This window comes from Paenarthrobacter sp. TE3676 (assembly GCF_056279165.1).
Window position 1 is genome coordinate 189,761 of sequence record NZ_JBWBQU010000002.1, and the last position, 26,734, is coordinate 216,494.

23 protein-coding genes are annotated in these 26,734 nt (G+C 62.6%); 8 read left to right on the forward strand and 15 right to left on the reverse strand.

Translation table 11 applies throughout. From position 1 onward, the window contains the following. Nucleotides 1-43 precede the first annotated feature (43 nt). Nucleotides 44-1,117, reverse strand: a complete 1,074-nt coding sequence (locus ACZ881_RS04715; protein ID WP_476112900.1) for a glycosyltransferase family 4 protein — start codon at nucleotides 1,115-1,117, stop codon at nucleotides 44-46. A 158-nt stretch (nucleotides 1,118-1,275) separates the two neighbouring features. Here ACZ881_RS04715 and ACZ881_RS04720 point away from each other — a divergent pair, with 158 nt between their 5' ends. Further along, entirely contained in the window at nucleotides 1,276-1,974 is a 699-nt protein-coding gene (locus ACZ881_RS04720; RefSeq protein ID WP_476112902.1) for a DsbA family oxidoreductase, read from the forward strand. A 97-nt stretch (nucleotides 1,975-2,071) separates the two neighbouring features. Here the strand turns inward: ACZ881_RS04720 and arfA are convergent, their stop codons facing one another. The 7 genes from arfA to ACZ881_RS04755 form a co-directional block, all read right to left on the reverse strand. Beyond that, nucleotides 2,072-3,610 (reverse strand): arabinosylfuranosidase ArfA, encoded by a 1,539-nt coding sequence (arfA, locus tag ACZ881_RS04725; RefSeq protein ID WP_476112903.1) that lies wholly within the window; start codon nucleotides 3,608-3,610, stop codon nucleotides 2,072-2,074. A gap of 66 nt (nucleotides 3,611-3,676) precedes the next feature. Continuing rightward, a complete protein-coding gene (locus tag ACZ881_RS04730; RefSeq protein WP_476112905.1) occupies nucleotides 3,677-4,573 on the reverse strand; it encodes a carbohydrate ABC transporter permease in 897 nt (298 codons plus the stop codon). A 2-nt stretch (nucleotides 4,574-4,575) separates the two neighbouring features. Continuing rightward, the gene (locus ACZ881_RS04735) at nucleotides 4,576-5,523 is read right to left on the reverse strand and encodes a carbohydrate ABC transporter permease (RefSeq protein WP_476112907.1); all 948 of its coding nucleotides are present in this window, start codon (nucleotides 5,521-5,523) and stop codon (nucleotides 4,576-4,578) included. 36 nt (nucleotides 5,524-5,559) lie between these two features. Then, nucleotides 5,560-6,894, reverse strand: coding sequence for an extracellular solute-binding protein (locus ACZ881_RS04740; RefSeq protein WP_476112909.1), 1,335 nt, complete (start codon nucleotides 6,892-6,894; stop codon nucleotides 5,560-5,562). 202 nt (nucleotides 6,895-7,096) lie between these two features. Then, the gene (locus ACZ881_RS04745; RefSeq protein ID WP_179018840.1) at nucleotides 7,097-8,098 is read right to left on the reverse strand and encodes a LacI family DNA-binding transcriptional regulator; all 1,002 of its coding nucleotides are present in this window, start codon (nucleotides 8,096-8,098) and stop codon (nucleotides 7,097-7,099) included. A 121-nt stretch (nucleotides 8,099-8,219) separates the two neighbouring features. Further along, nucleotides 8,220-9,011: a TIM barrel protein gene (locus ACZ881_RS04750; protein ID WP_476112912.1), complete on the reverse strand. Its 792-nt coding sequence runs from the start codon at nucleotides 9,009-9,011 to the stop codon at nucleotides 8,220-8,222. Then, the gene (locus tag ACZ881_RS04755) at nucleotides 9,008-10,129 is read right to left on the reverse strand and encodes a Gfo/Idh/MocA family oxidoreductase (RefSeq protein WP_476112914.1); all 1,122 of its coding nucleotides are present in this window, start codon (nucleotides 10,127-10,129) and stop codon (nucleotides 9,008-9,010) included. The genes ACZ881_RS04750 and ACZ881_RS04755 overlap by 4 nt, the downstream gene beginning before the upstream one ends. A 107-nt stretch (nucleotides 10,130-10,236) precedes the next feature. Here ACZ881_RS04755 and ACZ881_RS04760 point away from each other — a divergent pair, with 107 nt between their 5' ends. Then, entirely contained in the window at nucleotides 10,237-11,235 is a 999-nt protein-coding gene (locus tag ACZ881_RS04760) for a LacI family DNA-binding transcriptional regulator (RefSeq protein WP_476112916.1), read from the forward strand. A gap of 48 nt (nucleotides 11,236-11,283) precedes the next feature. Beyond that, entirely contained in the window at nucleotides 11,284-12,006 is a 723-nt protein-coding gene (locus ACZ881_RS04765; RefSeq protein WP_476112918.1) for a TetR/AcrR family transcriptional regulator, read from the forward strand. Nucleotides 12,007-12,023: 17 nt separating this feature from the next. Here the strand turns inward: ACZ881_RS04765 and ACZ881_RS04770 are convergent, their stop codons facing one another. Together ACZ881_RS04770 and ACZ881_RS04775 are read right to left on the reverse strand one after the other, a co-directional pair. Next, nucleotides 12,024-12,671: a LytR C-terminal domain-containing protein gene (locus ACZ881_RS04770; protein WP_091465216.1), complete on the reverse strand. Its 648-nt coding sequence runs from the start codon at nucleotides 12,669-12,671 to the stop codon at nucleotides 12,024-12,026. Between the two features lie 22 nt (nucleotides 12,672-12,693). Beyond that, the gene (locus ACZ881_RS04775; protein ID WP_011773432.1) at nucleotides 12,694-12,993 is read right to left on the reverse strand and encodes a type II toxin-antitoxin system VapB family antitoxin; all 300 of its coding nucleotides are present in this window, start codon (nucleotides 12,991-12,993) and stop codon (nucleotides 12,694-12,696) included. Between the two features lie 136 nt (nucleotides 12,994-13,129). Here ACZ881_RS04775 and ACZ881_RS04780 point away from each other — a divergent pair, with 136 nt between their 5' ends. Both ACZ881_RS04780 and ACZ881_RS04785 read left to right on the forward strand, forming a co-directional pair. Further along, nucleotides 13,130-14,050, forward strand: a complete 921-nt coding sequence (locus ACZ881_RS04780; RefSeq protein ID WP_091465215.1) for a Cof-type HAD-IIB family hydrolase — start codon at nucleotides 13,130-13,132, stop codon at nucleotides 14,048-14,050. Between the two features lie 67 nt (nucleotides 14,051-14,117). Then, a complete protein-coding gene (locus tag ACZ881_RS04785; protein WP_476113857.1) occupies nucleotides 14,118-15,707 on the forward strand; it encodes a stealth family protein in 1,590 nt (529 codons plus the stop codon). Here ACZ881_RS04785 and ACZ881_RS04790 read toward each other — a convergent pair. The 4 genes from ACZ881_RS04790 to ACZ881_RS04805 form a co-directional block, all read right to left on the reverse strand. Next, nucleotides 15,685-16,668, reverse strand: a complete 984-nt coding sequence (locus tag ACZ881_RS04790) for a phosphodiesterase (protein WP_091465212.1) — start codon at nucleotides 16,666-16,668, stop codon at nucleotides 15,685-15,687. The genes ACZ881_RS04785 and ACZ881_RS04790 overlap by 23 nt on opposite strands. 142 nt (nucleotides 16,669-16,810) lie before the next feature. Continuing rightward, nucleotides 16,811-17,293 (reverse strand): glutathione peroxidase, encoded by a 483-nt coding sequence (locus tag ACZ881_RS04795; RefSeq protein WP_091465210.1) that lies wholly within the window; start codon nucleotides 17,291-17,293, stop codon nucleotides 16,811-16,813. Nucleotides 17,294-17,415: 122 nt separating this feature from the next. Continuing rightward, nucleotides 17,416-19,062, reverse strand: coding sequence for a M23 family metallopeptidase (locus ACZ881_RS04800; RefSeq protein WP_476112922.1), 1,647 nt, complete (start codon nucleotides 19,060-19,062; stop codon nucleotides 17,416-17,418). Nucleotides 19,063-19,216: 154 nt separating this feature from the next. Further along, nucleotides 19,217-19,612, reverse strand: coding sequence for a MarR family winged helix-turn-helix transcriptional regulator (locus ACZ881_RS04805; protein ID WP_011773425.1), 396 nt, complete (start codon nucleotides 19,610-19,612; stop codon nucleotides 19,217-19,219). Between the two features lie 97 nt (nucleotides 19,613-19,709). Between ACZ881_RS04805 and ACZ881_RS04810 the strand changes: the two genes are divergently transcribed. Both ACZ881_RS04810 and ACZ881_RS04815 read left to right on the forward strand, forming a co-directional pair. Continuing rightward, the gene (locus ACZ881_RS04810; protein ID WP_091465205.1) at nucleotides 19,710-21,152 is read left to right on the forward strand and encodes an MFS transporter; all 1,443 of its coding nucleotides are present in this window, start codon (nucleotides 19,710-19,712) and stop codon (nucleotides 21,150-21,152) included. Between the two features lie 43 nt (nucleotides 21,153-21,195). Further along, a complete protein-coding gene (locus tag ACZ881_RS04815; RefSeq protein WP_364307754.1) occupies nucleotides 21,196-22,116 on the forward strand; it encodes an oxygenase MpaB family protein in 921 nt (306 codons plus the stop codon). A 78-nt stretch (nucleotides 22,117-22,194) separates the two neighbouring features. Here ACZ881_RS04815 and ACZ881_RS04820 read toward each other — a convergent pair whose 3' ends face one another. Beyond that, on the reverse strand, nucleotides 22,195-25,656 hold the full coding sequence (locus tag ACZ881_RS04820; RefSeq protein ID WP_476112926.1) for a bifunctional proline dehydrogenase/L-glutamate gamma-semialdehyde dehydrogenase: 3,462 nt from the start codon (nucleotides 25,654-25,656) through the stop codon (nucleotides 22,195-22,197). A 123-nt stretch (nucleotides 25,657-25,779) separates the two neighbouring features. Here ACZ881_RS04820 and ACZ881_RS04825 point away from each other — a divergent pair, with 123 nt between their 5' ends. Next, complete coding sequence (locus tag ACZ881_RS04825; protein ID WP_091467496.1) at nucleotides 25,780-26,709, forward strand: LysR family transcriptional regulator; 930 nt, start codon at nucleotides 25,780-25,782, stop codon at nucleotides 26,707-26,709. Nucleotides 26,710-26,734: the final 25 nt, after the last annotated feature.

Here is a 26,734-nt window from a genome sequence, read left to right on the forward strand (position 1 = left end):
CTCCTCCACTAAGGGGTTTGGTAATCCACAGCGCCGCAGAGGGCTACAGGGCCTGACTCTGATTCTCTTGCAACAAGCCGTCGGCGGGAAGGCCTTTTGCCTTGAATTGTTCGATCACACGGCCATACAGTTCCAGATGGTCCGCAGCCATGCGGGCGGCTGTGAAGTTGTCCTCTACCGAGCGGCGGCACACGTCCCGGCTGATCCCCGCTACCGCGTCCATGTACCCGGCCAGGTCTTGAGTGGGGGCAAGGAACCCGTTGACTCCATGGGACAGGATTTCCGGCGCGGCCCCCATGGAAGTTGCCAGGACAGGGGTTCCTGTGGCAAGTGCTTCGATCATCACCAGTCCGAAGGGCTCGGGCCATTGGATGGGGTTGAGCAAGACGAAGGCATCACCCATCAACTCGTACTTCTCGGGGTCGGACAGCTCGCCCAGGAAGTCTTCGTTGGGACCCAGCATGGGCTCCACAACGTGGTCGAAGAATTGCACCTCATCCCGAGAGTGCATCTTAGCGGCGATGCGAAGGGGCATCCCTGCCTGCCGAGCCACCGCTATCGCTTCCAGAAGCCCCTTGTCCGGGCACATACGGCCCACAAAACAGGCGTATCCCCCGGCACCGCGGCCGACGCTCACTGCCGAGAGGTCGATCCCGTGGTGGATGACTGCGGAGATCTCAAGGTCCTCCACCCGGCTGCATTGATCATGGGAGATGGCGATGATGGCGGTGTCCTGTGCCATGTCGCGGTACAGCGGCGCGTAGCTGGGCGACAAAGGTCCGTGAATGGTGGTGACTACCGGGATGCCCGGTGGTCTGTGCGCATAGAGCGGACCGGCCAGGGTGTGGTCATGGATGATGTCCACGTCCCGCAGCTCCGCGTAGGCCTTGATGACGTGCCCCAATTCGCTGAAGCTCTGCCCGAGGTCCTCCGGAACGGCTGGGCCAACGCCCGGGATTTGGGGCACAGGGCAAGTACTGTCCGCCGCCGTTGCCAGCAGGACTTCGTGGCCGGCGTCGGACAAGGCCCGCGCCAACGCATCCACCACACGCTCTGTTCCGCCGTATTTTTCGGGCGGTACGGTAAACCAAGGTCCAACTATGAGTCCGATGCGCACGAGATCTTCTCTGTGTAGACCCCCAACCCATAGGCTGTCTGCATAACCTGCTTCCAACATATTCTTGAGCGGCCGCCCCGGCAACACCCTTTGGGCAGGTGAGGAAACTAACAGCAGGCTCCCGGAATGTCGGGCCACGTCAGGGCGTTGCAGCCAACATGAAGATTGAGATCTGGTCAGACGTCGCGTGTCCGTGGTGCTACATCGGCAAGCGCCGTTTTGAGAGCGCCCTGGCACAGTTCCCGCACCGCGATTCGGTTGACGTGGAGTGGAAGAGCTACCAGCTGGATCCCTCGGTCCCGGAACACTACGACGGCACCGAGTTGGACTACCTGAGCAAGCGCAAGGGTATGGCTCCGGAGCAGGTCAAGCAGATGTTCAGCCATGTCACGGAGACCGCCAAGGGCGAAGGACTGGATTACCACTTCGACAAAGTTGTTGTGGCCAACAGCTTCACCGCCCACCGCCTCATCCACCTTGCCGCCGCCCACGGACGCCAGGACACCGCCAAGGAACGCCTGCTCAGTGATCACTTCGAGCACGGCAAGGACATCGGCAACCACGAGTACCTCACGGAACTCGGCGCAGCACTTAAGTTGCCCACCGACGAGGTTGCCGAGCTCTTCACCTCCGACAAGTACGCGGACGAGGTCACGCAGGACATCAACGAGGCCCGCGCCATCGGCGTCACCGGTGTCCCGTTCTTCGTCATCGACCGCAAGTACGGCATCTCCGGTGCCCAGCCGGTTGATCTTTTCAGCGAAGCACTGAACCAGGCATGGCAGGAAGCCAACCCGCTGATCCCCGTGGGCGCCTCCGACGCCGAGGCCTGCGGCCCGGACGGCTGCGCAGTCTAAGTAGCCCCCGCCGTCGAACCCTAACCCAAGTAGGTAACAGTAAACGTCGCAATGAGCGCTCATTGCGACGTTTACTGTTACCCAGTTGGGTGCGTATCTAGGCTTTCACCACATCAAGCTCGACGACGGCCCAGGACAGGGCGGGCAGTGTCAGGCGGAGTTCGGAACCGGTCGCCTTCACACCTTCCAGTGCCGTCAGGCCAACACGGCCCGGCTGGTCCTGGGAATTGATGGTGAAGCGGTCGCCGTCCTCGGGGATTTCGAGGACTTCGGCGCGGAGCACCTGGCGGGCGTCGAAACCGCGCAGGGCAACCTCGACGTCGGCGGCTTCTTCCAGTCCGCGGTTCGCGAAGAAGAGTGCGACCCGTCCGGTTTCCTCGTTCCACGTAGCGCTGACGTCCACCAGGTCCGTGTCCCCGAAGCGGTTGTTCGAGTACTTGTCCGAATCCACCGAAAGCCGCAGGATCTGGCCCTTGGCGAGCTCGGCCATCCGCGCGAACGGGTGGAAGATGGTCTGCTTCCAGGCCGGTCCGTTCTCTTCCGAGAGAATCGGCGCAATCACGTTAACCAACTGGGCCTGGTTGGCGATCTTCACGCGGTCACCGTGGCGGAGCAGGGAGTTGAGCAGCGTCCCCACCACCACAGCATCGGTGACGTTGTACTTGTCTTCAATGACGCGCGGGTGCTCGCGCCATCCGGCCTTAATCACGTTGTGTGGCTGGTCCTCGGTGTCCAGGCCGCGCTGGTACCAGACGTTCCACTCATCGAAGGACAGATTGATGTGCTTCTTGTGCTTGCCCTTGGCACGAACGGCGTCGGCCGTGGCGATCACTGATTCGATGAAATAGTCGGTATCGACGGCGGAGGCCAGGAAGCTGCCCACGTCGCCTTCGTGCTCGTAGTAGTAGGCGTGGAGCGACACGTAGTCCACTTCGTCGTAAGTGTGCGTGAGGACTGTCTGCTCCCAGGCACCGAACGTCGGCATTCCGGAGTTGGAGCTGCCGCAAGCCACCAATTCAAGCGAGGGGTCCACGAATCGCATGGCCTTGGCTGCTTCCTGCGCCAAGCGTCCGTACTCGTCGGCGGTCTTGTGGCCGATCTGCCAGGGCCCGTCCATCTCGTTGCCCAAGCACCAGAGCTTGATGTTGAACGGGTCCTTGTGGCCGTTCTTGGCGCGGAGATCGGACAGGTAGGTTCCTCCGGGGTGGTTGGCGTACTCCACGATCTCGCGTGCAGCGTCCACTCCCCTGGTGCCCAGGTTGATGGCTTCCATGATTTCCGTGCCGGCCTGCTTGGACCAGTCCACAAACTCGTGCAGGCCAAAGGCGTTGGTCTCCACGGTGTGCCAGGCTCCGTCCAGCCGACGTGGCCTGTTTTCGCGCGGGCCGATTCCGTCTTCCCAGTTGTATCCGGAAACGAAGTTGCCGCCGGGGTAACGGATGACGGTGGCGCCGAGTTCTTTGACGAGCTTGAGGACGTCCTGGCGGAAGCCGTTCCCGTCAGCCTCGGGGTGCCCGGGCTCATAGATGCCGGTGTAGACACAACGGCCCATGTGCTCCACGAAGGAGCCGAAGAGTCGTCGGGGTACCTCGCCAATGGTGAAGTCGCGGTCGAGGGTGATGCGTGCGCGGGACATGTATCTCCTTGGTTGTGTTCTAAATCTGTGGTGTTCTGAAACTGGTGGTTCGCGAAAGGGTGCCGGTTACGTTCCGGCGAGTCCCGTGGTCGCAACGCCCTTGATGATTTGGCGCTGGAAGAAGAGGAAAACAACGATCAGTGGAAGTGCGGCCAGCAGTGCGGACGCCATGTTTTGTGCGTACTGCACGCCGTAGGCGCTCTTGATGGTTTGCAAGCCCACGGGGAGGGTCAGCAAGGAGTCGTCATTGGTGGAGATGAAGGGCCAGAGGAAGTTGTTCCACGCCCCAATGAAGACAAAGATGGCGACGGCGGCCAGGATCGGCCGGGACAACGGCAGGATGATCTGCATGAAGATTCGGAGACGACTGGCACCATCCATCACAGCCGCTTCTTCCAGCTCATGGGGGATTTGATCGAAGAACTTTTTGAGGACGAACACCATGGCGGGATGGATGACCTGGGGCAGGATGATGGCCCAGGAGGTGTCGATCATTTTCAATGCGAGCATTTGGTAGAACAGCGGAATCATCAGCACGGGTGGCGGGACGATAATGGCGGCGATGATCACCGCCATCAGGACCTTCTTGCCTTTGAACTCAATCCTGGACAAGGCGTAAGCCATGAGGGCCGAGATCACCAGGGTGATGGCTGTGATGGCCGCTGAGGTGTAGAGGGAGTTCCACGTCCACAGCGGGATATTGCCGGCCTGGAACACATTGATAAAGGCGTCAAAGGTAAAACCCGACGGCGGAAACCAACTGACCTTGGAGGCTGAGGCATCTGCTTCGGACTTGAAGGCAGTAACTGTCGCCCAGGCGAAGGGAACCAGCCAAAGAACGGCGATGAAGGCGGCGACCGCCACTGCCGCGATCTTGCCCACGGTCCACTTTTTGCGCGGCTGGCGTATGACCTGGCTGGAACCTGTGGCGGGCGTGGAACGGGTAAGGGTGGAAATTGCCATGGCTATGAACTCCTGCGACGTGTGATGACGAACTGCAGCACCGAAACCAGCACGATCAGTCCGAAGAAGATGTAGGAGATGGCTGCTGAATATCCCAGCCGGTATCCGGTAAACCCGGTTTCGAAGATGTACTGGACAACTGGTCGGGTAGATCCGCCCGGCCCGCCCGCCGTCATCTGGTAGATCTGGTCAAACACCTTCAAGGAAGCAAGGATCTGGAGCAACACAATCATCACGGTGGTCGGTGTCAGCTGCGGCAAGGTAATGGAGAAGAACTGCCGCCAAGCGCCGGCACCGTCAAGGGACGCCGCCTCATAGTGCTGTGCAGGAATGTTCTGCATGGCTGCCAGATACAGCAGGAAGTTGAAGCCCACTGTCCACCAGAGTGTCGCGATCACGATCGACCACATGGCCACGTTGGGGTCGTTCAGCCACCCGACTTTTGGTATTCCGAACTTCGACAGGAAATCGTTGATCAGGCCGAGTTGCGGGTTGTACATCCAGACGAAGAACAACGAAACAACCGTGGAAGCCAACAGGAACGGCGCAAAGTAGGAGAGCCGCCATAGCCATTGGGCCGGAAGGCCGATGTTCAGGAGCGCCGCCATCACCAACGCAACCAGCACCAGCGGGACAGTACTGATGACCGTGAAATACAGGGTGTTGCCCAGTGAACGCCACATGCCCGAATCGGCAAATGCTTCCGCATAGTTGGCAAAACCGATGAGGCTGTCGTTGGCGCCTGTCAGGGATTTGCCCGTGAGGCTCATGTAGAAGCCGTAGAGGATGGGCCAAATGAGGAAGACGAGGAAGAACACCAGGAAGGGGGCTGCAAACGCCCAACCGTTCAGGTTGTCCCTTCTTCTCCTGAGGGATAACCCGGTTTTAACGCCAGGGCTGAGGTTTGTCCGCGGTTGGCTGACCTGCCGGGACGCTGTAGAGGAACTCATGAAGGACTCCTATGTCGCTCGGTGCGCTGGTGCCGGTCAGACCGGGTTGGGTCGGGAAAGAAGATCGTTGGTGCGGGCCACAAAGCCGTCCCAACCTGTGACTGCCTTATCGCGTCCCAGAAGCACGTTCTGAATATGCTCGGCAAAGTAGGTCTGCCAGTCCGAGCCGGAGCCACTGAACCAGGCCTCGGGATCGTAGGCGATGATGTCGGCGGCGTTGGCGTAATGCACCTGCGGCGTGAGCTCGCGGTAAGCCGGCGATTGAATAACAGGCTGGAAGGCCGGGATGTGGCCTGCCTCGGCCCACAACAGCGAGCCCTTCAAGACGTCGCTAACAAACTTGTACGCATCCTTCCGTTTCTCTTCATCAACGGCGAGCTGTCGTGGAAGGACAAAGGAATGGGAATCCGCATAGGAAGCGGGCGTTCCGTAGAGAGTAGGGATGGTGACGGCATCAACCGGCAAGTTGGCTTTCTTCATGGTGGGCAGTTCCCAGCCGCCGCTGAAGAGCATTCCCGAGTCACCCCGGACAAACTCTGCAATGCCGGTATTGATATCACCGCTCTTGGCCGCGATGGTGTCGTCGAAGAGTGAGGCCATGAACTCCAGTGACTCGATGGCGGCATCGCGGTCGGCCTCCATGGGCTTACCGGGGGTCAGCACAATCTCCGCCCCGTGCTGCTTGTAGAGCGTGTAGAACAGCCGCCACATCTGCGACCCCAAATTCAGGTAGCCGAAGGACAATCCGTGGGCCTTGGTGATCCTTTGCATCTCCAGTGCCATGGCCTTGAACTCTTCAGGGGAGCTCACCTCCTGCAACCGGCCGTTGCTTTCCAAAAGCCCGGCTTTGCCGGCCACATCCGTGTTGTAGAACATGATGAACGGGTGGGAGTCCAGTGCCAGGGAGAAGACTTTTCCACCCTGCTGTCCCTTTTCCCAGATGCGCGGGGCGAAGTTCTCCGGGGTGATGCCGTTCTCCGCCAGCAATCCCAAGTCCCACGGCTCAATGAGGCCGCCCGGGGCATATCCGGGGACCCTGCTTGCGTGCATGATGGCAACCTCTGGTGGCCGTCCGCCTGCAGACGCCATGGCGAGTTTGGTGTAGTAGGGCGGTCCCCACGCCAGCACAGTGGGATGCACCTTGAAACCCGCGTTGGCTTGATTGGCGTTCGCGATCATGGCCTGCATCTTGGTGCCGTCACCTCCGGAGAGGAGATGCCAAAAGTTGATGGTTTGCCTGGACGCGGCTCCGGCGGGTCCGCCACAACCGGTGATGCCTGCGGTCAGAAGGCCGCCGCCAAGTAGCGCTGATCCTGTCAATAACTGTCTCCGGGACAAACTTTTCCCGGTCAAAGATTCAAACTGCTTCACCCGTCACTCCTTTGGATGGGTCCGCTGAAAGGTCACTGCTTCACTGCAAAGTCCGGTTCCGGTGCATCTCCACGCTCGGGTAAAGGTTGGCCCTGGGGTGATGCGAGTCTCACATTACATCGTTGTAATAGACAGGGCAAGAGAAATTGTTAGCGCGCACAATCTTATTTACAAGCTCTGGATTCAGTCCCGGGTGCTGCGTTCAGCCTCGGCTGCTGTCCCGCTCCACGATGGCGTAATCGATTTCAACCAAGCGTTGCCCGTGGGACCTGTCGGACATGCGTTCGGTCAACAGGCGCAAGGCCTCCGTGGCAATTGCCCGTTTGTCGAAGGACACGGTAGTCAGGGAAGGTACCGCAAATCGTCCGTCGATCACGTCGTCGAAACCGGCTACCGCGATGTCATCCGGAACGTGCACCCCCCTCTTCCACAAGGTATTCAGGGCACCGATTGCCATGGAGTCCGTAAAACAGAACAGCGCCTCGGGCAAGGGATTTGTGTCCAGATACTCAGCCAGCGATTCAGCCGCTGAAGCAGGCGTCCAGCTGTCGCAGGAAATCAGCAACGACTCATCCTTGGCAATTCCCAGCATCTGCAGTGCAGCCTCATAGCCGCCCGCCCTCTGGATCGCCGTAGCGGATTGCCTTCCGCGATTCACACCCAGAACTGCGATACGCCGGCGTCCGGGCCTGGCCAAAGCGAGGGTCATGTCCCGCGCCGCAGCGAAGCTGTCCACAAAGACGCGGTCGGCCAGCTGCTGTGTGACTTCGCCCAGGAGAACAACTGGTGGCAGTGCGACGCCTACCTGCACGGCACTCTCCTTGAGCACCACGGGGTTGAGAATCAGTCCGTCGATGAGGTTAGCCCGCGCCCGCGTCATCAACTCATGCTCACGGTGCGGGTCGGAGCCGGTTTCCTCGATCTGCACGCTGAAACCTTGCTCGTGGGCAACTTCCACAATGCTTTGGGCAATCTCCGCAGAAAAGGGAGTCGCCAGATCCGGCAGCGCCAGTCCAATAACACCCGAACGGCCATTGCGCAGTCCGCGCGCCGAGAGATTCGGGACATAATCCAGTTCCGCCATCGCCTGCTCAACCCTGAGCCGCGTGGGGCCGCTCACGGGCACGATCCCGTTCATCACGTTCGAGACCGTTTTAGGCGAAACCCCTGCACGGCGCGCTACGTCCTTGACCGTTGCGCGCAAGACGCCCCCTAGCTGCTGTTGGCCGGCGCTGCTGTTGACCGGTTTTCCTTGATGCTACGCGAGATTTTGCCCTTTGACGCAGTGCACTATCGCCCATGGCAAGCGCGCCGACCGCTCTTGGCTAGCTTTCAAAGGCCGCACGGAAAGCCGCCAGTGCGGTGTCTCCTGCTTCCAGGCCGGCTCCTCCGGCGGCCTGCGCTTCGAGACCGACAACCCCGTCGTATCCGGCCGTTCCAAGAGCACTGGCGATGACGTGATAGTTGATTTCCCCCGTGCCAGGTTCGCACCGACCGGGGACGTCGGCCACTTGTATTTCTCCTATCCAGGGCAACGCGGCACGGATGAGTTCGATCAGGTTGCCCTCACCAATTTGGGCGTGATAGAGGTCCAGCATCATCCTGACGTTGGGGTGGTTAACCGCCGAGACCAGCGCCAGAGTGTCTTTTGCGCGTGCCAAGGGGATGCCGGGGTGGTCCAGCACAGTGTTCAAGTTCTCCAACGCGAAGACCACTCCGTGATTCTCGCCCAATGCCGCCAGGCGTTCGAGCGTGCGCGCACCGGTCAGCCACATCTCGCCGGTAGATCGGTGAACGGGGCGGACGGCCCGGCCGCCTTCCCCGAGCTCTGCAGGGTGGACCACCATACGCTCGATACCAAGTTCAAGCGCGACAGGAATCAGTTTCTCCGCCGATGCCAGCACCTCGTTGGCGCTGGCGGGATCAGTGAGGCTACCGCCAAAATAACCGCTCATGGACGAGAACCGGGCACCAGTTGCTGCCAGGGCCGCGATGTCCCGGCCCCGGGTGTCCCACAACTCCACCTCAAAGCCTTGCTCATGAATCCTCTTCACGCGCTCCGTCAAAGGCAATTCGCCGTAGAGCATTTCAGCGCAGGCAGCCAAGCGGAAGCTCATGCTTCATCACCTACGGCGTGCAGTGCGGGTTCCGCTGGACGCAATTCGGCAATCGTTGCCACGTCAACCGGCAGCCCGGTTTGGGCTGAACGGGAGGCGGCCAAGGCCACGGCCAAGGCGTTCCGTGCGTCGGTTCCACCGGCAGCTTGCGCGGCGGGAGCTTGGACACCGTCACGGTCAGCTTTCACGGAGTCCACGAAGTGGACGAGTTCAGCCGTATACGCATCGTGAAAGAGGTCCACGTTCAGGCGGACGGTGGACGCATTGATGCCGGCAGCGGTGTAACTCATGGCCGCGCTGGCCTGCGGGCCTCCCGCTGTCACCATCCCGGCAGAGCCAAAAACTTCTCCCCGCACGTCATAGCCGTAGAGTGCATTGAAGTTGGCCTCAGCTACAGCAATGGCTCCGTTGCTGTAGGTCACAGTGACTACAGCGGTATCCAACAGGCCACCCTCTTTTGCTTCAGGCGCTACCAGCGCGTCAGCCACAGCATGAACGCGAACAGGGACAGCCCCCGGGTTCAGCCAGTTCAAGGTGTCGAAGTCGTGAATGAGTGTCTCCAGGAAGATGGTGCCCGGCGGAATCCGCTCCGGGTTGGCGATCCCGTCCGGGTTGCCGGGATCGCGGGTCAAGGACCGCAGCAACTGCGGGGTTCCTATGGCACCGTCATCAATGAGCCTGCGGGCGGCGGCGAAGTCGCTTGAGTAGCGGCGGTTGAAACCGAACTGGACGATCACACCCGCAGCCCCTGCTGCGTCCAGTGCGTCATCAAGTTCTTCCACGGTACGGCCGCCCGGCTTTTCGCAGAAAGCGTGCTTACCCGCCCGCGCAGCCGCGGCGATCAGCCCCGCATGAAAGCGCGCCGGCGCGGCGATGAGAACAGCATCCACATCAGGATCGTTCAGCACATCTGCCGGGTCACTACTGATCTTGGCAACGCCCAGGCGGCCGGCCAGTTCCTCGACGGCCGGAAGGGCAGGATCCGCGATTGCTTCAAGCCGGGCATTGGGGATGCGGTGCGCAACGGACTCAGCGTGGAAGCTTCCGATCCATCCCGCTCCGATCAGTCCGATACGAACGGGCCGGTCTTCGGTGACCGGATGCTGAAGGTAACCCATGGTAGCTCCTGAAATAGTCTTCTAGATCGTTCTAGTCGCACCATCCTGACATGTCATTCGCCCTACGTCTAGATCGTTCTATAGACTGTTCGCACCCAGGAGGAAATATGTCGGAATTGCAGCGCCGCCCTACTTTGATGGACGTAGCCGAGGCTGCCGGCGTCTCCCGCGCCTTGGTTTCCATCGTGATGCGGGGTGCACCCGGCGCGGCGGAATCGACGCGACAAAGAGTATTGGACGCGGCCCGCCAACTCGGATATCGGGCAGACTCCCGGGCGAGGCTGCTGCGGAGCAGCAGGACCAAGCTCCTGGGCCTCATCTTTTCCAGCTCACAGCCCTTTCACGCGGAAATTGTGGATGCCGCCTACGCCGAAGCCTCCGCCAGGGGCTATGAAATAGCCCTGAGCGCGGTGGCCAGCGGTCGGCCCGAGGCCCGCGCCGTTGAAACCTTGCTGGATGTCGGCGCGGAGGCATTGATCATCATCGCGCCCACCCTCAACGTGGAGGACCTCGCACTACATGCCCGCCAAGTGCCGGTGGTGAGCCTCCTTCGCGACAACGTGGGCGACCTCGTGGATTCGGTCAGCAGTGACGATTACGCAGGCATCGCGATAGCCGTTGACCACCTGGTTGGTCTCGGCCATAGCCGGATCGTCCACGTCGACGGCGGCGCTGCCGTCTCTTCTGACAGACGCCGGGAGACATACCGCACGGAAATGATCCGACGCGGGCTCCAACCCGTGGTTGTCCCTGGTGGTCCTGGAGAAGAGGATGGCATGGGAGCCGGGCAGATCCTTCAGGCTGATCTGCCCACGGCTGTCATCGCCTTCAACGACAGGTCGGCCCTCGGCATCATGGCGAGCTTCAGAGCCGCCGGAATCAGCATTCCGGCAGATGTATCGGTACTCGGCTATGACGACAGCCATTTCGCCAAGCTCAGTTACGTCCAGTTATCTTCCATCAGCCAGGACGCTCCGCTCCTTGCCGCCGCCGCCGTTGGCCGCGCCGTGGACCGGATCGAAGGGGCAAAGTCACCGGGCAGCGTGGTCCGAACGCCGCACCTGGTCCTCCGCAAAACCACCGCCCGGGCACCAGCAGCAACCTGATGCTGAGGCCTCACGGCTCTTAGTGACAGATCGCTGTAAAGTGTCTATATGCCAAGGATCACGGCCGCCACGAATGCTGCCCAACGCGCCGAGACCCAACGTCGGATTCTGACCGCTTTTGGAGAGCTCCTCTTCACCCACGGCCTCCCGGGACTGACCATGACGGATGTGGCCCGGCACGCGGGCGTGGGACGCACCGCGGTCTATAACTATTACGCGGATATGGAGCAACTGCTCATCGCGTACGCCTTGGACGAAACCGAGCGTTTCATCGTGGACCTCCGCGATTCACTGGCTGCACTGGAGAACCCCGTTGACAGGCTCGCCCTTTATGTCCGGGCCCAGGTGGAGGATCTCAGCCGCCGCCACTTGCCGCCAGGACCGGCCATGGCCGCCGTCCTCTCCCCCGGTTCCTTCGCGAAGCTCGCAGACCATGTGGGTGACCTTAACGTCCTGCTTCAGGACATCCTCCAGGACGGTGTGGAGCAGGGCTACCTTCCGGACACCGACGTCGCCCAGTTGGCGCGGCTCATTCATGGAACGCTTTCCGCCAGCGCCGCACGACGCAACCGAACGCCCGACGGCGGGACTCCCCCGCCGCCGCCAGCCTCCGACGTCGAGCTTCACACAGCCGTCGAAGTTCACACGGCCATCGAACTCCACACGGCACAAACAGTGCGGTTCATCCAATTGGGCGCGGGAGCCCGCTTCGACCAAGCCGGCACGCCAGTGCGCTTGGATTCGCCGGCCCACGACGCCCTCGCCAGCTAGCTACTGAACCCAGCTGGCTACTGATCCGCGGGGAGCGTGGGAATGATGGGCCACTTGGAGTTGTCCGCAATGCGCAGGTCCTCACGCGGGCACTGCAGCGTTCCCGGGGTCTGGTCCACCAATTGGGGCTCCACCAAGCCTTCGAAACCAGGCGTCAGGATGACATCCACGGACTCGTCCTCACGGTTGTCTTCGAAGTAGTCCGTTCCGGCAAGATTCCTCTGGACGTTGAACGCCGCTGCCTGGCCCTTGACCCCGGAGACCACCACTCCAACGCCTGAATAAGCGGTATCGCTGTTGTCGACGGAGGCCACCTTGTAGCCACGCGCCGTGAACTGGTCAGCAACTGTGCTGGCCAGCCCGGCGCGGGACGTGGCATTGAAAACGTTGAGGGCCACGGTCTCGTTGGGGACATAGTCAAACGTGGTGGTGGGACAGAGGCTGGTGGGTGCTTTGCTGGCGATTGAGCTGGGAACCTTGACCACGCCGTTCATGATCGCCCACGCACCAACGGCTCCGGCCGCTATGACGCCAACCAGCAGCACCAGGACGATTCCATGGAACAGCCGCCGCCGGAAGCGGCCTTTGTGCGCCTGGGCGTCCTCGGCAAAGGTTGCCCGAAGCTCCGGGCCCGTCACTACATGGTGGCCGTGGAGCTGCGTCACATCTTTGGGACGCCTGCGCTTGCTAGCCATCGATCACCAATACGCGTGCGTGAATGGCCGTCCGCTGATGGAGTGCCGTGCGGACCGCCCTGTGAAGCCCGTCCTCGAGGTACATAACGCCTTGATACTGGACGACGTGCGGGAACAAATCACCGAAGAAGGTTGAGTCCTCAGCCAACAGTGCCTCCAAGTCCAGGGTCCGTTTGGTAGTAACGAGTTCATCGAGGCGGATAGGACGCGGGGGCAGGGCAGCCCAGTCCCGCGGCGCAGAGTATCCATGGTCAGGGTACGGGCGTCCCTCGCCCACAGCTTTGAAGATCACTCTGCAAGCCTATGGAAGAAGCCGCGCTAACGGAACTTGTGACCCGCAGCACAGGCACCTTGTGGCCAAAAGGTGACTATCCGACGTCGCGCGTCATAGCTGTGATGGGAACCGCCGGGACTGACAGAATGGGATCATGACTCAACCGCTGCAAGGTACTGACCGGACCGCTGCCCGCGCCACGCCCGCTTTGGCGCTGCTGCTGGATGTCGACGGTCCTATCGCCAGTCCTGTAACGCGGGACGTCAAGCCTGACATCATCGCGGACATGGTGGCCCTGGCTTCGGCCGGGATCCCCGTCATCTTCAACACGGGCCGCTCTGACGCGTTCATCAGTGAGCAAGTCATGGAACCCATGATTGCAGCGGGCATGCCGGCGGACACTGTCATTCACGCTATTTGCGAGAAGGGCGCCGTGTGGTTCAGCTACACAGCCGAAGGCCCCGGCCCCATCCACGTGGACCACGAACTCGCAGTTCCCAAGGCCTACGGCGACGATATCCGCAGGCTTGTTGCTGAAGACTATTCAGCACATATGTTCTTCGACGAGACCAAGCGCGCCATGGTTTCGGTGGAGCAGCACCTGGACGTGGCCAGCGCTGACTACCTGGCCGAGCAGAAACTCTTCGACGCCGATGCCCTGGACATCATGGGACGCCACGGCCTCAACGCGGCCATCCTGGACCACCACGCACCTGAGTCCGATGACGCCGCGGACTACCGCCTGGACCCCACCATCATCTCCACGGACATCGAATCGGTCCGACTGGGCAAGGACCTCGGAGCCAGCCGCGCGGTTGAACTCCTGGCAGCCCAGGGCATTACTCCGCTCTCCTGGCGGACGGTAGGTGATTCCCGCACGGACTACGCCATGGCAGACTGGCTTCACCACAACGATCACGATGTGAAGCACGTGGACGTCCGGCCCGCAGACGGCGTACCGGTGAAGCCCTACACCATTTTGACGGCAGCCGACCTTGAACTGGCGGATGACGTGATCCACGACGACGCCGGCGGCGCTTTCCTCCGCAGCTGGCGTGAAGCCCTTTCGATCTAAGTTCCAGCGCATCATAGTTTTAACGTCTTAGAGCAACCTGCACCGCAACGATCCCGGAGATACAGCCATCACACAAGCACAGGTCGATCCGATTTACCACGGCAGCCCGTCCATCGAAGAGGACACGATTGCTGAGGCGATCTCGCCTGCCGTCGTCGCGCATCTTAGGCACAGGTCCGACGTCGTCCGTCACCGCGGGCGGTACGCCCTGGTCAACGGCGACCTGACTCCGCAACAGGCCATGGTGTCCGATCTTCTGGCGGTCAGGGCCGCCTTGGACGCTGCTGGTATCGATTTCATCCTGGTGCGCGGTAATGATGAGCGGCCCGTTATCGCCGTTGACTGGGAGTCACGCAAGGACGTTCGGGAGGCGCTGGTCACTGCGTTCCGGAATGAGCCTTTCTATTCCATGACCGTGGACGCCAAGAAGAAGACCTCCATGTTGGTGGCGGACGGCGATCTCTCGGCTAACCGAAAAGCCCGCATCTTCCGCTTGTACCGGCCGCGCGTCGAGATCGGCGGCGGGCTCTGGTACGGCCCGGCCTTGGGCGTGCAGCTTGAGCTGTGGCGGTTTGAGGGCGATCACTTGGAACTCCCCGTGGAGAATTCCCTCACCCGTCGCACCATGCTTCGCCAGGACGCGGTGCGCGGCACAGTACAACGGCACGGCCTGTCCTGGCCCACCATCGAGAACATGTTCGCTGACCACGCCAGCGACATCGACTTCGATGTCGACATCGTCTTCTCGTGGGTGGATGGCAGCGACCCCGAATACATCGCCAGGAGGCGTGCCCAGCAGTCCGAGGCTGTCCTTGGCGAGGGCGACGATCATGAGGCACGCTTCCGGCAGATCAACGAGCTGAAGTACGCACTGCGCTCCGTGCACATGTTCGCGCCCTGGATCCGGCGGATCTTCATCGCCACCGACTCCCCCGCACCGGAATGGCTGGCCGACCACCCTTCAGTGACCATTGTGCGCAGCGAGGAGTTCTTCGCAGACCCCTCTGTGCTGCCCACCCACAACTCGCAGGCCGTGGAGTGCCAGCTGCACCACATCAAGGGCCTCTCAGAGCACTTCCTGTACTCCAATGACGATATGTTCTTTGGCCGCCCCGTAGGCCCTGACATGTTCTTCACGCCCGGTGGCATCACCAAGTTCATCGAAGCTGACACCCGCATTGGGCTGGGCGAGAATGACGCCGAACGCAGCGGTTTTGAGAACGCAGCCCGTGTGAACCGCAAGCTGCTGTGGGAGCGCTTCGGCCGGATCACCACCAGGCACCTTGAGCACACGGCCGCGCCGCTGCGCCGCAGCGTGGTGGCCCAAATGGAGAAGGAATTCCCGGCCGAGTTCGCAAAGACCGCCGGAAGTCGGTTCCGTGCCGCGGACAACATCTCGGTGACCAACTCGTTCTACCACTACTACGCCCTGCTTACCGGTCGCGCGGTCACGCAGACCAGTGCCAAAGTCAGGTATGTGGACTCCACCATGTGGGCCGGACTGCACTACCTGCCTAAGCTCCTGGCCAAGCGCCACATGGACTTCTTCTGCCTGAACGACGGCAGCTTCCCCGAAGTCGAGGCAAATGAACGAGCCGACCTGGTGACCGACTTCCTGGAGAAGTACTTCCCCGTCAAGGCGCCTTGGGAGAAGTAAAGCCACCGGGAGAAACAAGCGGGAGCGACGAGGTGTGCGTGCCCGGCGAAGTGTGGGCTCCCACTCGGGACTCGTGCGGAATGCGAATGCCGGCGGCCGCCAGGCGCCGCTGAACCTCGGCTGCATCCAAGGGCTCCCCAACGGTGACGCCACCGGACATCGGAACCACGGAGTGCACGATCGTGTGCTCGTAGACGTGGATCATGTTGTAGGACTGCGCCCCGTCACGTCCGCGCTGTCCGCCGGCGCGCACCGCCAGGTCCTGCGTGTAACAGGTAGCTGAGGCGACCGATACCGGGATGCCTGCGAAGCTCGCCGTCGTGGAGTAGTGCAGGTGGCCGCCCAGGATGGTGCGGACGTCTGTGTTACGGACGACGGCGGCCAGTGCGGCCTGGCCGCGCAGCTCCACCATCACGGCGAGGTCCTGCACGCATGGGACGGGCGGGTGATGCAGGGCAAGGATGGTGCCGTCCGGGGCTGGCGTGGCCAGTTCAGAGGCCAGCCACTCCAGCTGGGATTCTGACAGTTCGCCGTAGTGGTGGCCGGGAACCGTGGTGTCCAGGGTGATGATGCGGAGTCCGTTGACAAAGTAGCTGCGGTCCACGGGATCCTGTGGCTTGCTGGCCGCAGAGGCATCGGCGAACGCGGAACGGAAGTTTGCCCGGTTGTCATGGTTGCCCATGGCCCAGATGGCTTTGGCTCCCAGTGACGCGCACAGAGGTTCAATCATCTCGCGGAGTTGCTTGTAGGCTTCCAGCTCACCTTTGTCTGCGAGGTCTCCGGTGAAAATGATGGCCTCGGGCCTGATCCTGGAGGCGATGATTTGCTCGCAGATCTCCTGGAGCCTGGCTGCGCTGTCCACCGAGCCGTGGAGCGTGCCCGGACCCCCCACCAGGTGAAGATCGCTCAGGTGCAAAAGCACATGACCTGGTTTGGGGTATTCGGCCTCGATGAGCTCCATAGCTTCGCCTTAGCGTTTGGTGGGAGACGGCTTCTCCCGTATCAATCCAGTAGGGCCAATCCAACCAGACAACAAGCCAACAACTGGCTAATTTCCGGCGGAATGTTGGAAAATTACTTTCCTCCTTTCAGGACTGGTGGCTCTATGCCAGCGCTTCTTCCACTGCTTTCACAAGGTCTTCGGAGTCAGGCTCCACTGCGGATGGGAACCTTGCCACGAGTTCGCCACCGCGGTTTATGACGAACTTCTCGAAGTTCCATTTCACCTTGGCCGGCTGCCCGTCCTCGTCCCGGGCCAGCTCCGCGAACAGGGGATGCTGCTGCTTGCCAAGGACGTTGGCTTTGCTGGTCAGGGGGAAGGACACTCCGAAGTTGCGCTCGCAGAATTCTGCGATTTCGTGGTCTGCGCCAGGCTCCTGCCCGCCGAACTGGTTGCAGGGCACTCCGAGGATCTCCAGCCCCTGGCTCCGGTACTTGCCGTACAGCTCTTCCAGGCCCGCGTACTGGCGTGTGTAGCCGCACTCAGAAGCGACGTTCACCACCACCACCGCTTTGCCCTCGAACCGGCCGAAGTCTGCTTCGGTGCCATCGTTGAAGGTGAGGGGAATGCTGTAAAGGCTGGACATGGGATTCGCTTCCTGACGACGTCGTCTGGCGGGTTTGCCGCCATCGAGCTTACGGGAGCTGGCTTGGGGCCGCGAAATGCAGGGTTATCCGGCGTTTCACGTGCCGTCAGCGTGTGTCCGGCTTAGGGTGCCGGGAGGATCAGCGTGGACAACGGCACGATCACACCATCCGGCCGCTGGACCAGGTCCGGTGCTATCAGGATGTATCCGGGCGGAAGCACCACCACCGGGAGCGCAGTTGGAAGGACAGCGACGGGCGCAGGTGCGGGCGCCACCGGAGGTGCAGGAGCCGGCGGAACGGCCTGGGTAACTACCGGCGCTGGTTCCACAATGACCGGTGCTGGCGCCACGACAACGGGCGCTGGTTCCACCATCACGGGCGCTGGAGCCGGCACAACCGGCGCCGGTTCAAGCACTGCCGGCGCCGGAGCGGGAGCTACCGGAGCTGGCTCCACGACCGCGGGCGCGAGCGGAGCCGGTTCAACAACCGCCGGCGGCGGGGCGATGGCCGATTGAAGAGATGGTGCCACCGGGGCCGTGGTCAGCGTCGGCGGGACGGTACTGGTTTCCGGGGCACTGGTCGACGGCGACGGCGTGGAGGTGCCAGTCGGAGTCGGCGTTGCAGTGGTCGTCGGAGTCGGCGTAACCGTTGGCGTTGGCGTAGCAGTGGTTGTCGGGGTTGGCGTCGGTGTGGCCGTCACGGAAGGTGAGGGTGTCGGCGTCGTGGTTTGAGTTCCGCCGGGGGTGCCCGGCGTCGAGGTGGCCGGCGGAGTGGTTTGAGTTCCGCCGGGGTTGCCCGGCGTTGAAGTGGCCGGCGGAGTGCTGCCGGACGGGGCCGGCGGTGGAACAGGAAGCGGTTCGTCGTGTTCGTGCTCTCCACCGATGACGGCCCGGTTGGTTCCATCCGATACAGGAACGGCCCATTGCGGGGTTCCGGAGGCGCCATTTCCGACACCGGGCTGGTAGTTCACCATGGCGATGGTCTGCAGCGGATCAGTCTGCCGAATGGACAGCAGTGTCCAGTTCGCGGGGTCAGTATGGAGACCGTTGACGATCGTCTCGAAGTGAAGGTGGCATCCTGTGGACCAGCCCGTGGTCCCAACCTCTGCGATAACCTCGCCCACCCGCACCGATTGGCCTTGCGTGACGCCGATTGCCTGAAGGTGGTTGTACGTGGTGACCAAGCCGTTGCCATGCTCGATTTCAACCCGGTTGCCACCGCCCCACACATGCCATCCGACAGCCCGCACTACGCCGGCGTCTGCGGCGTAGACCCGCGTACCGCAGGCGGCTGCGTAGTCCTGACCCCAGTGGAATTCTCCGGCCAGGCCAGTCAAGGGACTGTAGCGGTAGCCGTAAGACGAGCTCTTGTTGAGGACCTCAAGCGGTGAGTAGAGGCTCCCTGCAGGTGGTCGCGAAAGGCCTGCGGAGGCAACGGTCAGTCCTGTGGAACCGTCCTTGCTGACGGTTCTTACCAGAGCGCGGTCGAAGTAGACCATGGGCGTGGCGGGTATTTGCTCGGGCGGCTCCGGCGTGGAGTCGATCACCAAGGTCTCGGCTTCCGGCGGCACCAGGGTGCCTAGAGCCGTTGGTTCCACCACCCCCTGCGCCAGTGCTCCGCCAACAGAGCTGCTGGAGACGGAATTCAAGGGTTGGAAGCCAAACGCAAAGAAAGCCAGGACGGCGAGGCATCCCGCGATGAGAACGCGATGGAAGCCTACGGCGCGGATCAAATCCACTGCCCGGTCTGATTCATGATGGTTGCCCACAATACACTCCCCAAAGCCAGCGGCACCAAACCCCAGCCTGGCGTGCAAGCACCATTGTTGCGGGAATCAGGGGAGAAAGAAAGGCTTCCAGGGTGCCGCCTACCGAAAGGTTGGCTCAGTTTTGGCTCAAGAATCTTGAGCTTTGTTTTCGGGGCTAAGAGCCCAGGTTTTCCTTCAGCAGGGCACGGTGTTCGACGGCGGCATTGGCATGTAGCGCACGGCCCGCCTCAGTTAGTTCCAGGAAGAGGGAACGGCGATCATCTGCGCAGGTTTCGCGGGACACCAGGCCGGCTTTTTCCAGTCGGTCCACCACCTTTGAGACAGCACTCTGGGTCATGGGGGTCCGCTCCCCCAAGGCCTTCATCCGGCACGCAGACTCTTCACTTTCGGCAACGAGGTCCAGGATTTCAAACTCGTTGAGGCCAATGTCGAACTTCGCTTCGAGGGCGCGGTCAATCGCTCCTGCGGTGCGGAAGTAGGAGTTTTGGATGCTGCGCCACTGCTCAACCAATTGGCGGTCATGCAGTTGACGGTCACGCGTCGTTGCCATGCCCTGATTCTAGTTCATTTCGACGTTAGAATCCACGTCATAATATTCCACATCATATTCCTTGTCATTGAATGACGCGTCATGTAGATTCGAGTCCATGACATCACCCACCACCCTCAAAACCTCAACTGAGCCGCCTTTGGTTTCAGCCGTTCACTGGACGCGTGCCCAGTGGCTGCTGCTCATGGTTGTGTGCACCGTCCTGGCTTTGGACGGGCTGGACGTCTCCATGGTCGGCGTTGCCTTGCCCTCCATCGGACAGGAACTCAACCTGGGTACCGACTCCCTGCAGTGGATTGTTTCCGCCTACGTCCTGGGCTACGGAAGCCTCCTGCTCCTCGGTGGCCGTCTCGCCGATCTGTTGGGCCGGCGTCGAATCTTCCTCATTGCGCTGACCGTATTCGCCGCAGCGTCGCTCCTTGGCGGGCTGGTGGACGATCCCGCCATCCTGATCGCCACCCGGTTCATCAAGGGACTTGCCGCTGCCTTCACCGCACCCACCGGGTTCTCCATCATCACCACCAACTTCGCGGAAGGCCGCGAGCGCAACAAGGCGCTGTCCATCTTCACCACGTTCGGCGCCAGTGGCTTCTCGCTCGGCCTGGTGGTGGGCGGCCTGATGACCAGCCTCAGCTGGCGTTGGACGTTCCTGGTCTCGGTGCCCATCGCCGTCGTCGTGGTCTTCCTGGGCATGAAGTTCATCCCGAAGGACAAGCCGTCGGCGGAGAACAGCGGGCACGATATTTGGGGCGCCGTCACTCTCGCGCTGGGGATGCTCGGCCTCGTGTACACCTTGGTTTCAGCACCTGAGCAGGGCTGGGGATCTGTGGCAACAATCGCCGGATTCGCAGTGTCCATCGCCGTGCTGGCGGCTTTCGCGGTGATAGAGAACAGGGTCAAGCATCCGCTGATCCGCTTCAGCATCCTCAAGGAGGGCTGGGTAGCCCGAGCCAATCTCAGCGCCGTGGGACTGTTCGGCTCCTACCTCAGCTTCCAGTTCATCGTCACCATGTACCTGCAGTCCGTGCTGGGCTGGACGCCGCTGGGAATGGCTCTGGCCCTGCTGCCGGCAGGTCTGTTGGTGGCTACGAGCGCGCCGTTCGCGGACCGTCTCATTGAGAAGTTTGGGGCCACACAACTGATTCTGACCGGGCTCACGGCCCTCGGCCTGGGCTATGTCCTGTTCCTCCGGGTGGGCACCACGCCGAACTACGTGCTGGATATCCTGCCGTCCGTGGTCCTGCTGGGCATCGGCTTCGCGCTGGCTTTCCCGTCCATCAACGTCCAAGCGACGGCCGGGATCAAGGATTCAGAGCAGGGGCTGGCTGCGGGTTTGATCCAGACCAGCACCCAGGTTGGGGCGGCCCTGGTTTTGGCGGTCACCACGGCATTGGTCAGCGGTCACGGCCAGGCCGCCGGAACTGTCAGCGCCCAAGCCATGCTGGAACAGTACCGTCCGGGCCTCATCCTGAGTGCCGCCGTCGCCATCGCCGCCCTGTTGGTTGCGGCAGCACCGTCGCGGCGCCGCGTCCGCTCCTAAGCTCCGCGCTTTCCCCTGTACATGGGCGCAATTGCGAGGTCTCATGGGACCTATGAGGAACTACCTCACGGAGTACAGGCACGAACTGCAGCGCACCTTCACAGGAACGTCGGGCACGCCTCCAGAGTGGGTGCCGCGCCTCGCGGAAGGGAACGACGCCGGATATCACCTGCCGGGATCGGCCGTCTGGGCCGTGCACGGCCATGTTGCCACCATCGTGGCCGGGATCAGGGTACTGCTGATGCAGGCCCTGCATCCCGGCGCGCTGGCCGGAGTTTACGAGCACTCAGGCTTCCAAAAAGACCCTCTGGGACGGTTGGCTAACACGGTCCGATGGATTTTCACGGTGACCTACGGTTCCACGGAGGCCGCCGAAGCAGCGACCGCACGCGTGCGCAAGATCCACGAGCGCGTCCGGGGTACTTATGTGGACGGCAACGGAGTCTTACGTGAGTACGCCGCCAACGACCCCGAACTCCTCCGCTGGGTACACGTCACCTACGCTGACTCCTTCATCACCGCCAACCGCATCTGGGGCCGGCCCATCCCAGGCGGGCCCGACGCCTACGTTCGCGAGTGGGCAGCTGCCGGGCGGCTTATGGGAGTGGAGGACCCTCCTCTGACCGAGGCCCAGGTCCGTGACGAGCTTGAGCAGTGGTGCGCCTCCGGGATACTCCGGGCTGATGAGCGCTTGGCCGAGACGGTGTCGTTCATCCGCTACCCGCCCCTGAGCCCGCTTCTCAAGCCCGGGTACACCATCCTGTTTTCCGCCGCAGTGGCAAGTCTTGAGCCCAAGTACCGGGAGATGCTCGGTATTCGCCGTGCCGGGATTGGTCCGATTCCCTTGCCCGTCATCACCGCTGCCCGGGCCGTGCTGGGCATGGTCCGGTTTGCCTTGGGCTCCCATGGACCCAGCGAGCAGGCTGCCCGGCGAAGGTTGCAGAGGCTGGGGTACGCCGCCTGATGGGCTTGGTGGACCGATAACAACGAAGGCCGGGCAGGTCGGAGCGAATCCGTCCTGCCCGGCCTCCGTATCCAACGGCTAGATCAGGTGATCCGACAGGTGGTTCGGGGTGCCGAAGCGGTGGGCGGTGATGGACACGGCCTGCTCGCGGAGGAACGGCAGCATCTCGATCCGGCCGGCCTGGGTCACAGCACCGTGGTAGACCGCGACGTCCGGGCGACCACCCATGGCTGCGCTCAGCGCGGCGAAGTCGCCACCGATCAGGCGGATCCGGCCGGCGTCGAACTTTGCTGCACGGGCCAGCCACGCGGCGTCGTCCTCGATCCGGACGCTGACGCCCAGGTTCGCAAACACAGTCACCACGGCGTCGGGAAGCACGACGGCGGAGCTCACCTTGAGCGCCGAACCAGCCACTGCGCCGGCTGCCACCACGCGGAGCAGCTCAGCGAGCCGCTCGCCTTCGGAGAGGCGGATGGTGACAGGGAGGGAGCGGTAGCGGAAGACGTTGCGCTCTGCGGACAGGGCTGAGACGTCCTTGCGGGTGCCGAACTCGGCTTCCCAGGCTGCTGCGTCACTGAAGAGTGACTGCTGCAGGGTTTGGAGTTCCTCAGCGGACACGTCCACCGACTTTGCAGCAGCGAGAATCTGCGCGGCAGCACCCTGAAGCATCGTGCCGCGCTTGGCCTTGGCCTCGGCGGGGAGCCAGCTGCCCAGGCCGATCAGGTAGTTCGGTCCACCGGCCTTGGTTCCGGCGCCGACTGCCGACTTCTTCCATCCGCCGAACGGCTGGCGCTGGACGATCGCACCGGTGATGCCGCGGTTGACGTACAGGTTTCCGGCCTGGATGGTGTCCAACCAGACGCCCATTTCAGCGGAGTCCAGGGAGTGGAGGCCGGCGGTGAGGCCGTACTCGATCTCGTTCTGGATGGCGATGGCTTCCTCGAGGGTCTCTGCGGTCATAACACCCAGGACCGGGCCGAAGAACTCGGTGAGGTGGAAGTAGGAGCCACGCTTGACGCCCGAACGGATGCCCGGGGACCACAAACGTCCTGTTTCGTCGAGGCGCTCGGGCTTGATGGCCCACGCCTCGCCGTCTCCCAAGGTGGTGAGGGCGCTAAGGAGCTTGCCGTTGGCCGGCTCGATGATCGGCCCCATCTGGGTGGTGGCATCCTCCGGGTAACCGACGGTCAACGAGCGTGCGGCGTCGATCAGCTGGTTGTGGAAGCGGGCGCTCTTGGCCACCGAGCCCACCAGGATCACCAGCGAGGCAGCCGAGCACTTCTGGCCTGCGTGGCCGAATGCCGAGTACACAACGTCCTTGGCAGCCAGGTCCAGGTCAGCGCTCGGGGTGACGATGATGGCGTTCTTTCCGGACGTCTCCGCGAGCAGCGGCAGGTCCTGGCGGAAGGAACGGAAGAGTTCAGCGGTTTCGTAGCCACCAGTGAGGATGACCCGGTCAACGCTCGGGTGCGAGACCAGCTGGGTGCCGAGTTCGCGCTCTTCGAGCTGCACGAGGGCCAGGACTTCACGGGGCACGCCGGCTTCCCAGAGGGCATCCACCATGACGGAACCGGAGCGGCGGGCCTGCTTTGCAGGCTTGATCACGACGGCGGAACCTGAGGCAAGCGCTGCGAGCGTCGAGCCTGCGGGGATCGCCACCGGGAAGTTCCACGGCGGGGTCACCACGGTGAGGTTGGCTGGGACGAACGTGGCGCCGTCGACCGTTTCCAGGTCCTTGGCGCGCTCGGCGTAGTAGTGCGCGAAGTCGATTGCTTCGCTGACCTCGGGGTCGCCTTGGTCGATGGTCTTGCCGGTTTCGGAAGCCATAACCTCAAGAAGCTCCGCACGGCGCGCCTCAAGGATGTCGCCGGCGCGGTGCAGGATCGCTGCGCGTTCGGCGGCCGGAAGGGCACCCCAGGCCTTGCCGTGGTCCACGGCGGTGGCGATGATCCGGTCCAGTTCGGCGGCGTCGGAGACCTTGGTGGATTCGACGATCTTGTTGCCCGCGGTGGAGCCGGGGATGCGCTTGAGGATGTCGCGGCCCCAGGCGCGGTTGGCCGGGAGGGCCGGGTCGGTGTCCGGGGTGTTGCTGAAGCCCTCGAGCGGTGCGGGCTCTGCGGGGAGGCGGCGGTCCTGCTGGCGGCTGGGCCCAGGAACCTCGTCCGTCATTCCGGCGAGAGAATCAAGGAATCGCTGCTGTTCGCGCTTGAAGAGGGCTTCATTTTCGCTGAGCTCGAAGACTGCGGACATGAAGTTTTCCTGGCTGGCACCCTCTTCAAGGCGGCGGATCAGGTAGGCGATGGCGACGTCGAACTCGCCCGGGTGGACCACGGGTGTGTACAGGAGGAGGCTGCCGACGTCCTTGCGGACTGCCGTGGCCTGGCCGGTTGCCATGCCCAGGAGCATCTCGAATTCAATGCCCTTCGTGACGCCACGCTGCTTGGCGAGCAACCACGCAAAGGCGACGTCGAACAGGTTGTGGCCAGCGACGCCGATGCGGACGGCGTCAATGTGCTCCGGAGTCAGGGCGTAGTTGATGACGTTCTTGTAGCTGGTGTCGGAGTCCTGCTTGGTGCCCCAGGTCGCCAGCGGCCAGTCGTGCAGGGAAGCTTCAACCTGCTCCATGGGGAGGTTGGCTCCCTTGACCACGCGGACCTTGATGGGAGCGCCACCCTGGGCGCGGCGGGCCGCAGCCCACTCCTGGAGTTCCTGCATGGCACCAAGGGCGTCCGGGAGATAGGCCTGGAGGACGATGCCGGCCTCGAGGTTCTTGAACTCGGGCATGTCCAGGATGCGCTTGAATACCGCGATGGTCATGCTGAGGTCCTTGTATTCCTCCATGTCCAGGTTGATGAACTTGGGCTTGGGGAAGGATGCAGCCAGGCGATACAGCGGGGTGAGCTTCTCCACCACGTGGTCGACGGCTTCGTCGAAGGCCCACGGGGAGTGCGGTGCCACGGTGGAGGATTCCTTGATGGAAACGTAGTCCACGTCATCGCGGGCAAGGAGCTTGAGCGTTCCATCCAGGCGGCGCTGGGCTTCGTGTTCGCCCAGGACTGCTTCACCGAGGAGGTTCACGTTCAGGTGAACACCGTCCTGGCGGATCTTGGCGATGGCCGGGCCGAGCTTGGCGTCGGTGGCGTCCACGATCAGGTGGCCCACCATTTCGCGGAGCACGCGGCGGGCGATCGGGATGACTACCTGCGGGACGATCGGAGCCATGACGCCACCTACGCGTACAGCGCTGCGCATGTACCACGGGAGGAACTTGGGCACCTTGGGAGCGAGCTCTGCGAGCTTGCGGCCGGCGACCGACAGGTCCTCGGGGCGGATGACGCCGTCGACGAATCCGACAGTGAAGTCAAGGCCGTTCGGGTCCTTCAGGACGCCGGCGAGGCGCTGCGCGGACACATCCACGGGGATCTTGCTGGCTTCAGTAAGCCAGTGGCGGACCAAGGCGATGGCTTCCTGAGCCAAAGCATCGAACTGCCCGGAATCCTGGGTGCGCGGGGCGGTGGCATCCGGGAGGGTGCTGGTCATGGGGGCTCCTTCTGAGGCGGAGAAGTTTGTTTGTTTCCATCAGTATGGATCTACAATCACGTTAGGAAAAGCGATCTTTTCTGACGAATATTGATTACCCATCCCGAACCTTTGGAGGCCGCCTTGCTGGACGTCCGCAGGCTGCGTTTGCTGCACGAATTGAAGATCCGCGGAACCTTGGCCGAAGTCGCCGACGCGATGCAGTACAGCCCTTCATCGGTTTCGCAGCAGCTGACGTTGCTGGAGAAGGAAGCGGGTGTGGAACTGCTGCGCAAAGCCGGGCGGCGAGTGCAGCTGACTCCGCAAGCGGAGATCCTCGTAGCCCACACGGCCGCTCTCTTGGAGACCTTGGAGCGCGCGGAGACCGAGCTCGCGGCCTCGCTCTCCATGGTCACGGGCACTGTCCGGCTCGCCGTCTTCCAGTCGGCCGCGTTGGCTTTGCTGCCCGATTTCCTCAGCATCATGCGCCAGGAGTATCCAGAGGTCCGCGTGGAGATGACGCAGCGCGAGCCCGAGACTGCACTCTACGAAACCTGGGCGCGCGACTTCGACCTCGTGGTGGCAGAGCAATACCCAGGCCACGCCGCCCCGCATCACAGCGGCCTGGACCGTGTGATCCTCACCAGCGACGCCATCCGCCTGGCCACTCCCCCGGTGGGATTGGGCGGCGAAACTGTTTCTTCGCTTGCGGACACCGCCTCAATGCCGTGGGTCATGGAACCCCGGGGGGCCGCCTCCAGGCACTGGGCTGAGCAGGCGTGCCGTTCAGCGGGGTTCGAGCCCGACGTACGTTACGAAACGGCCGACCTCCAAGCACAGATCCGGCTCATTGAATCCGGAAACGCCGTGGCGCTCATGCCTGACCTGGTGTGGACGGGCAGAACCCGCACCGTCCAACTCCTGGACCTCCCGGGCCTTCCGAAGCGAACCGTTTTCACGTCCACCAGGACCGCCGGCCGCATCCACCCTGCAACCGCAGCCTGCCGCGAAGTGCTGGAGAGGGTCGCGGCAACACAGCAGCAGGATGCCGAGCAGCAGGCTGACGCCGACTAGCTTCCGGGAACGCAAAAGGCCCCAG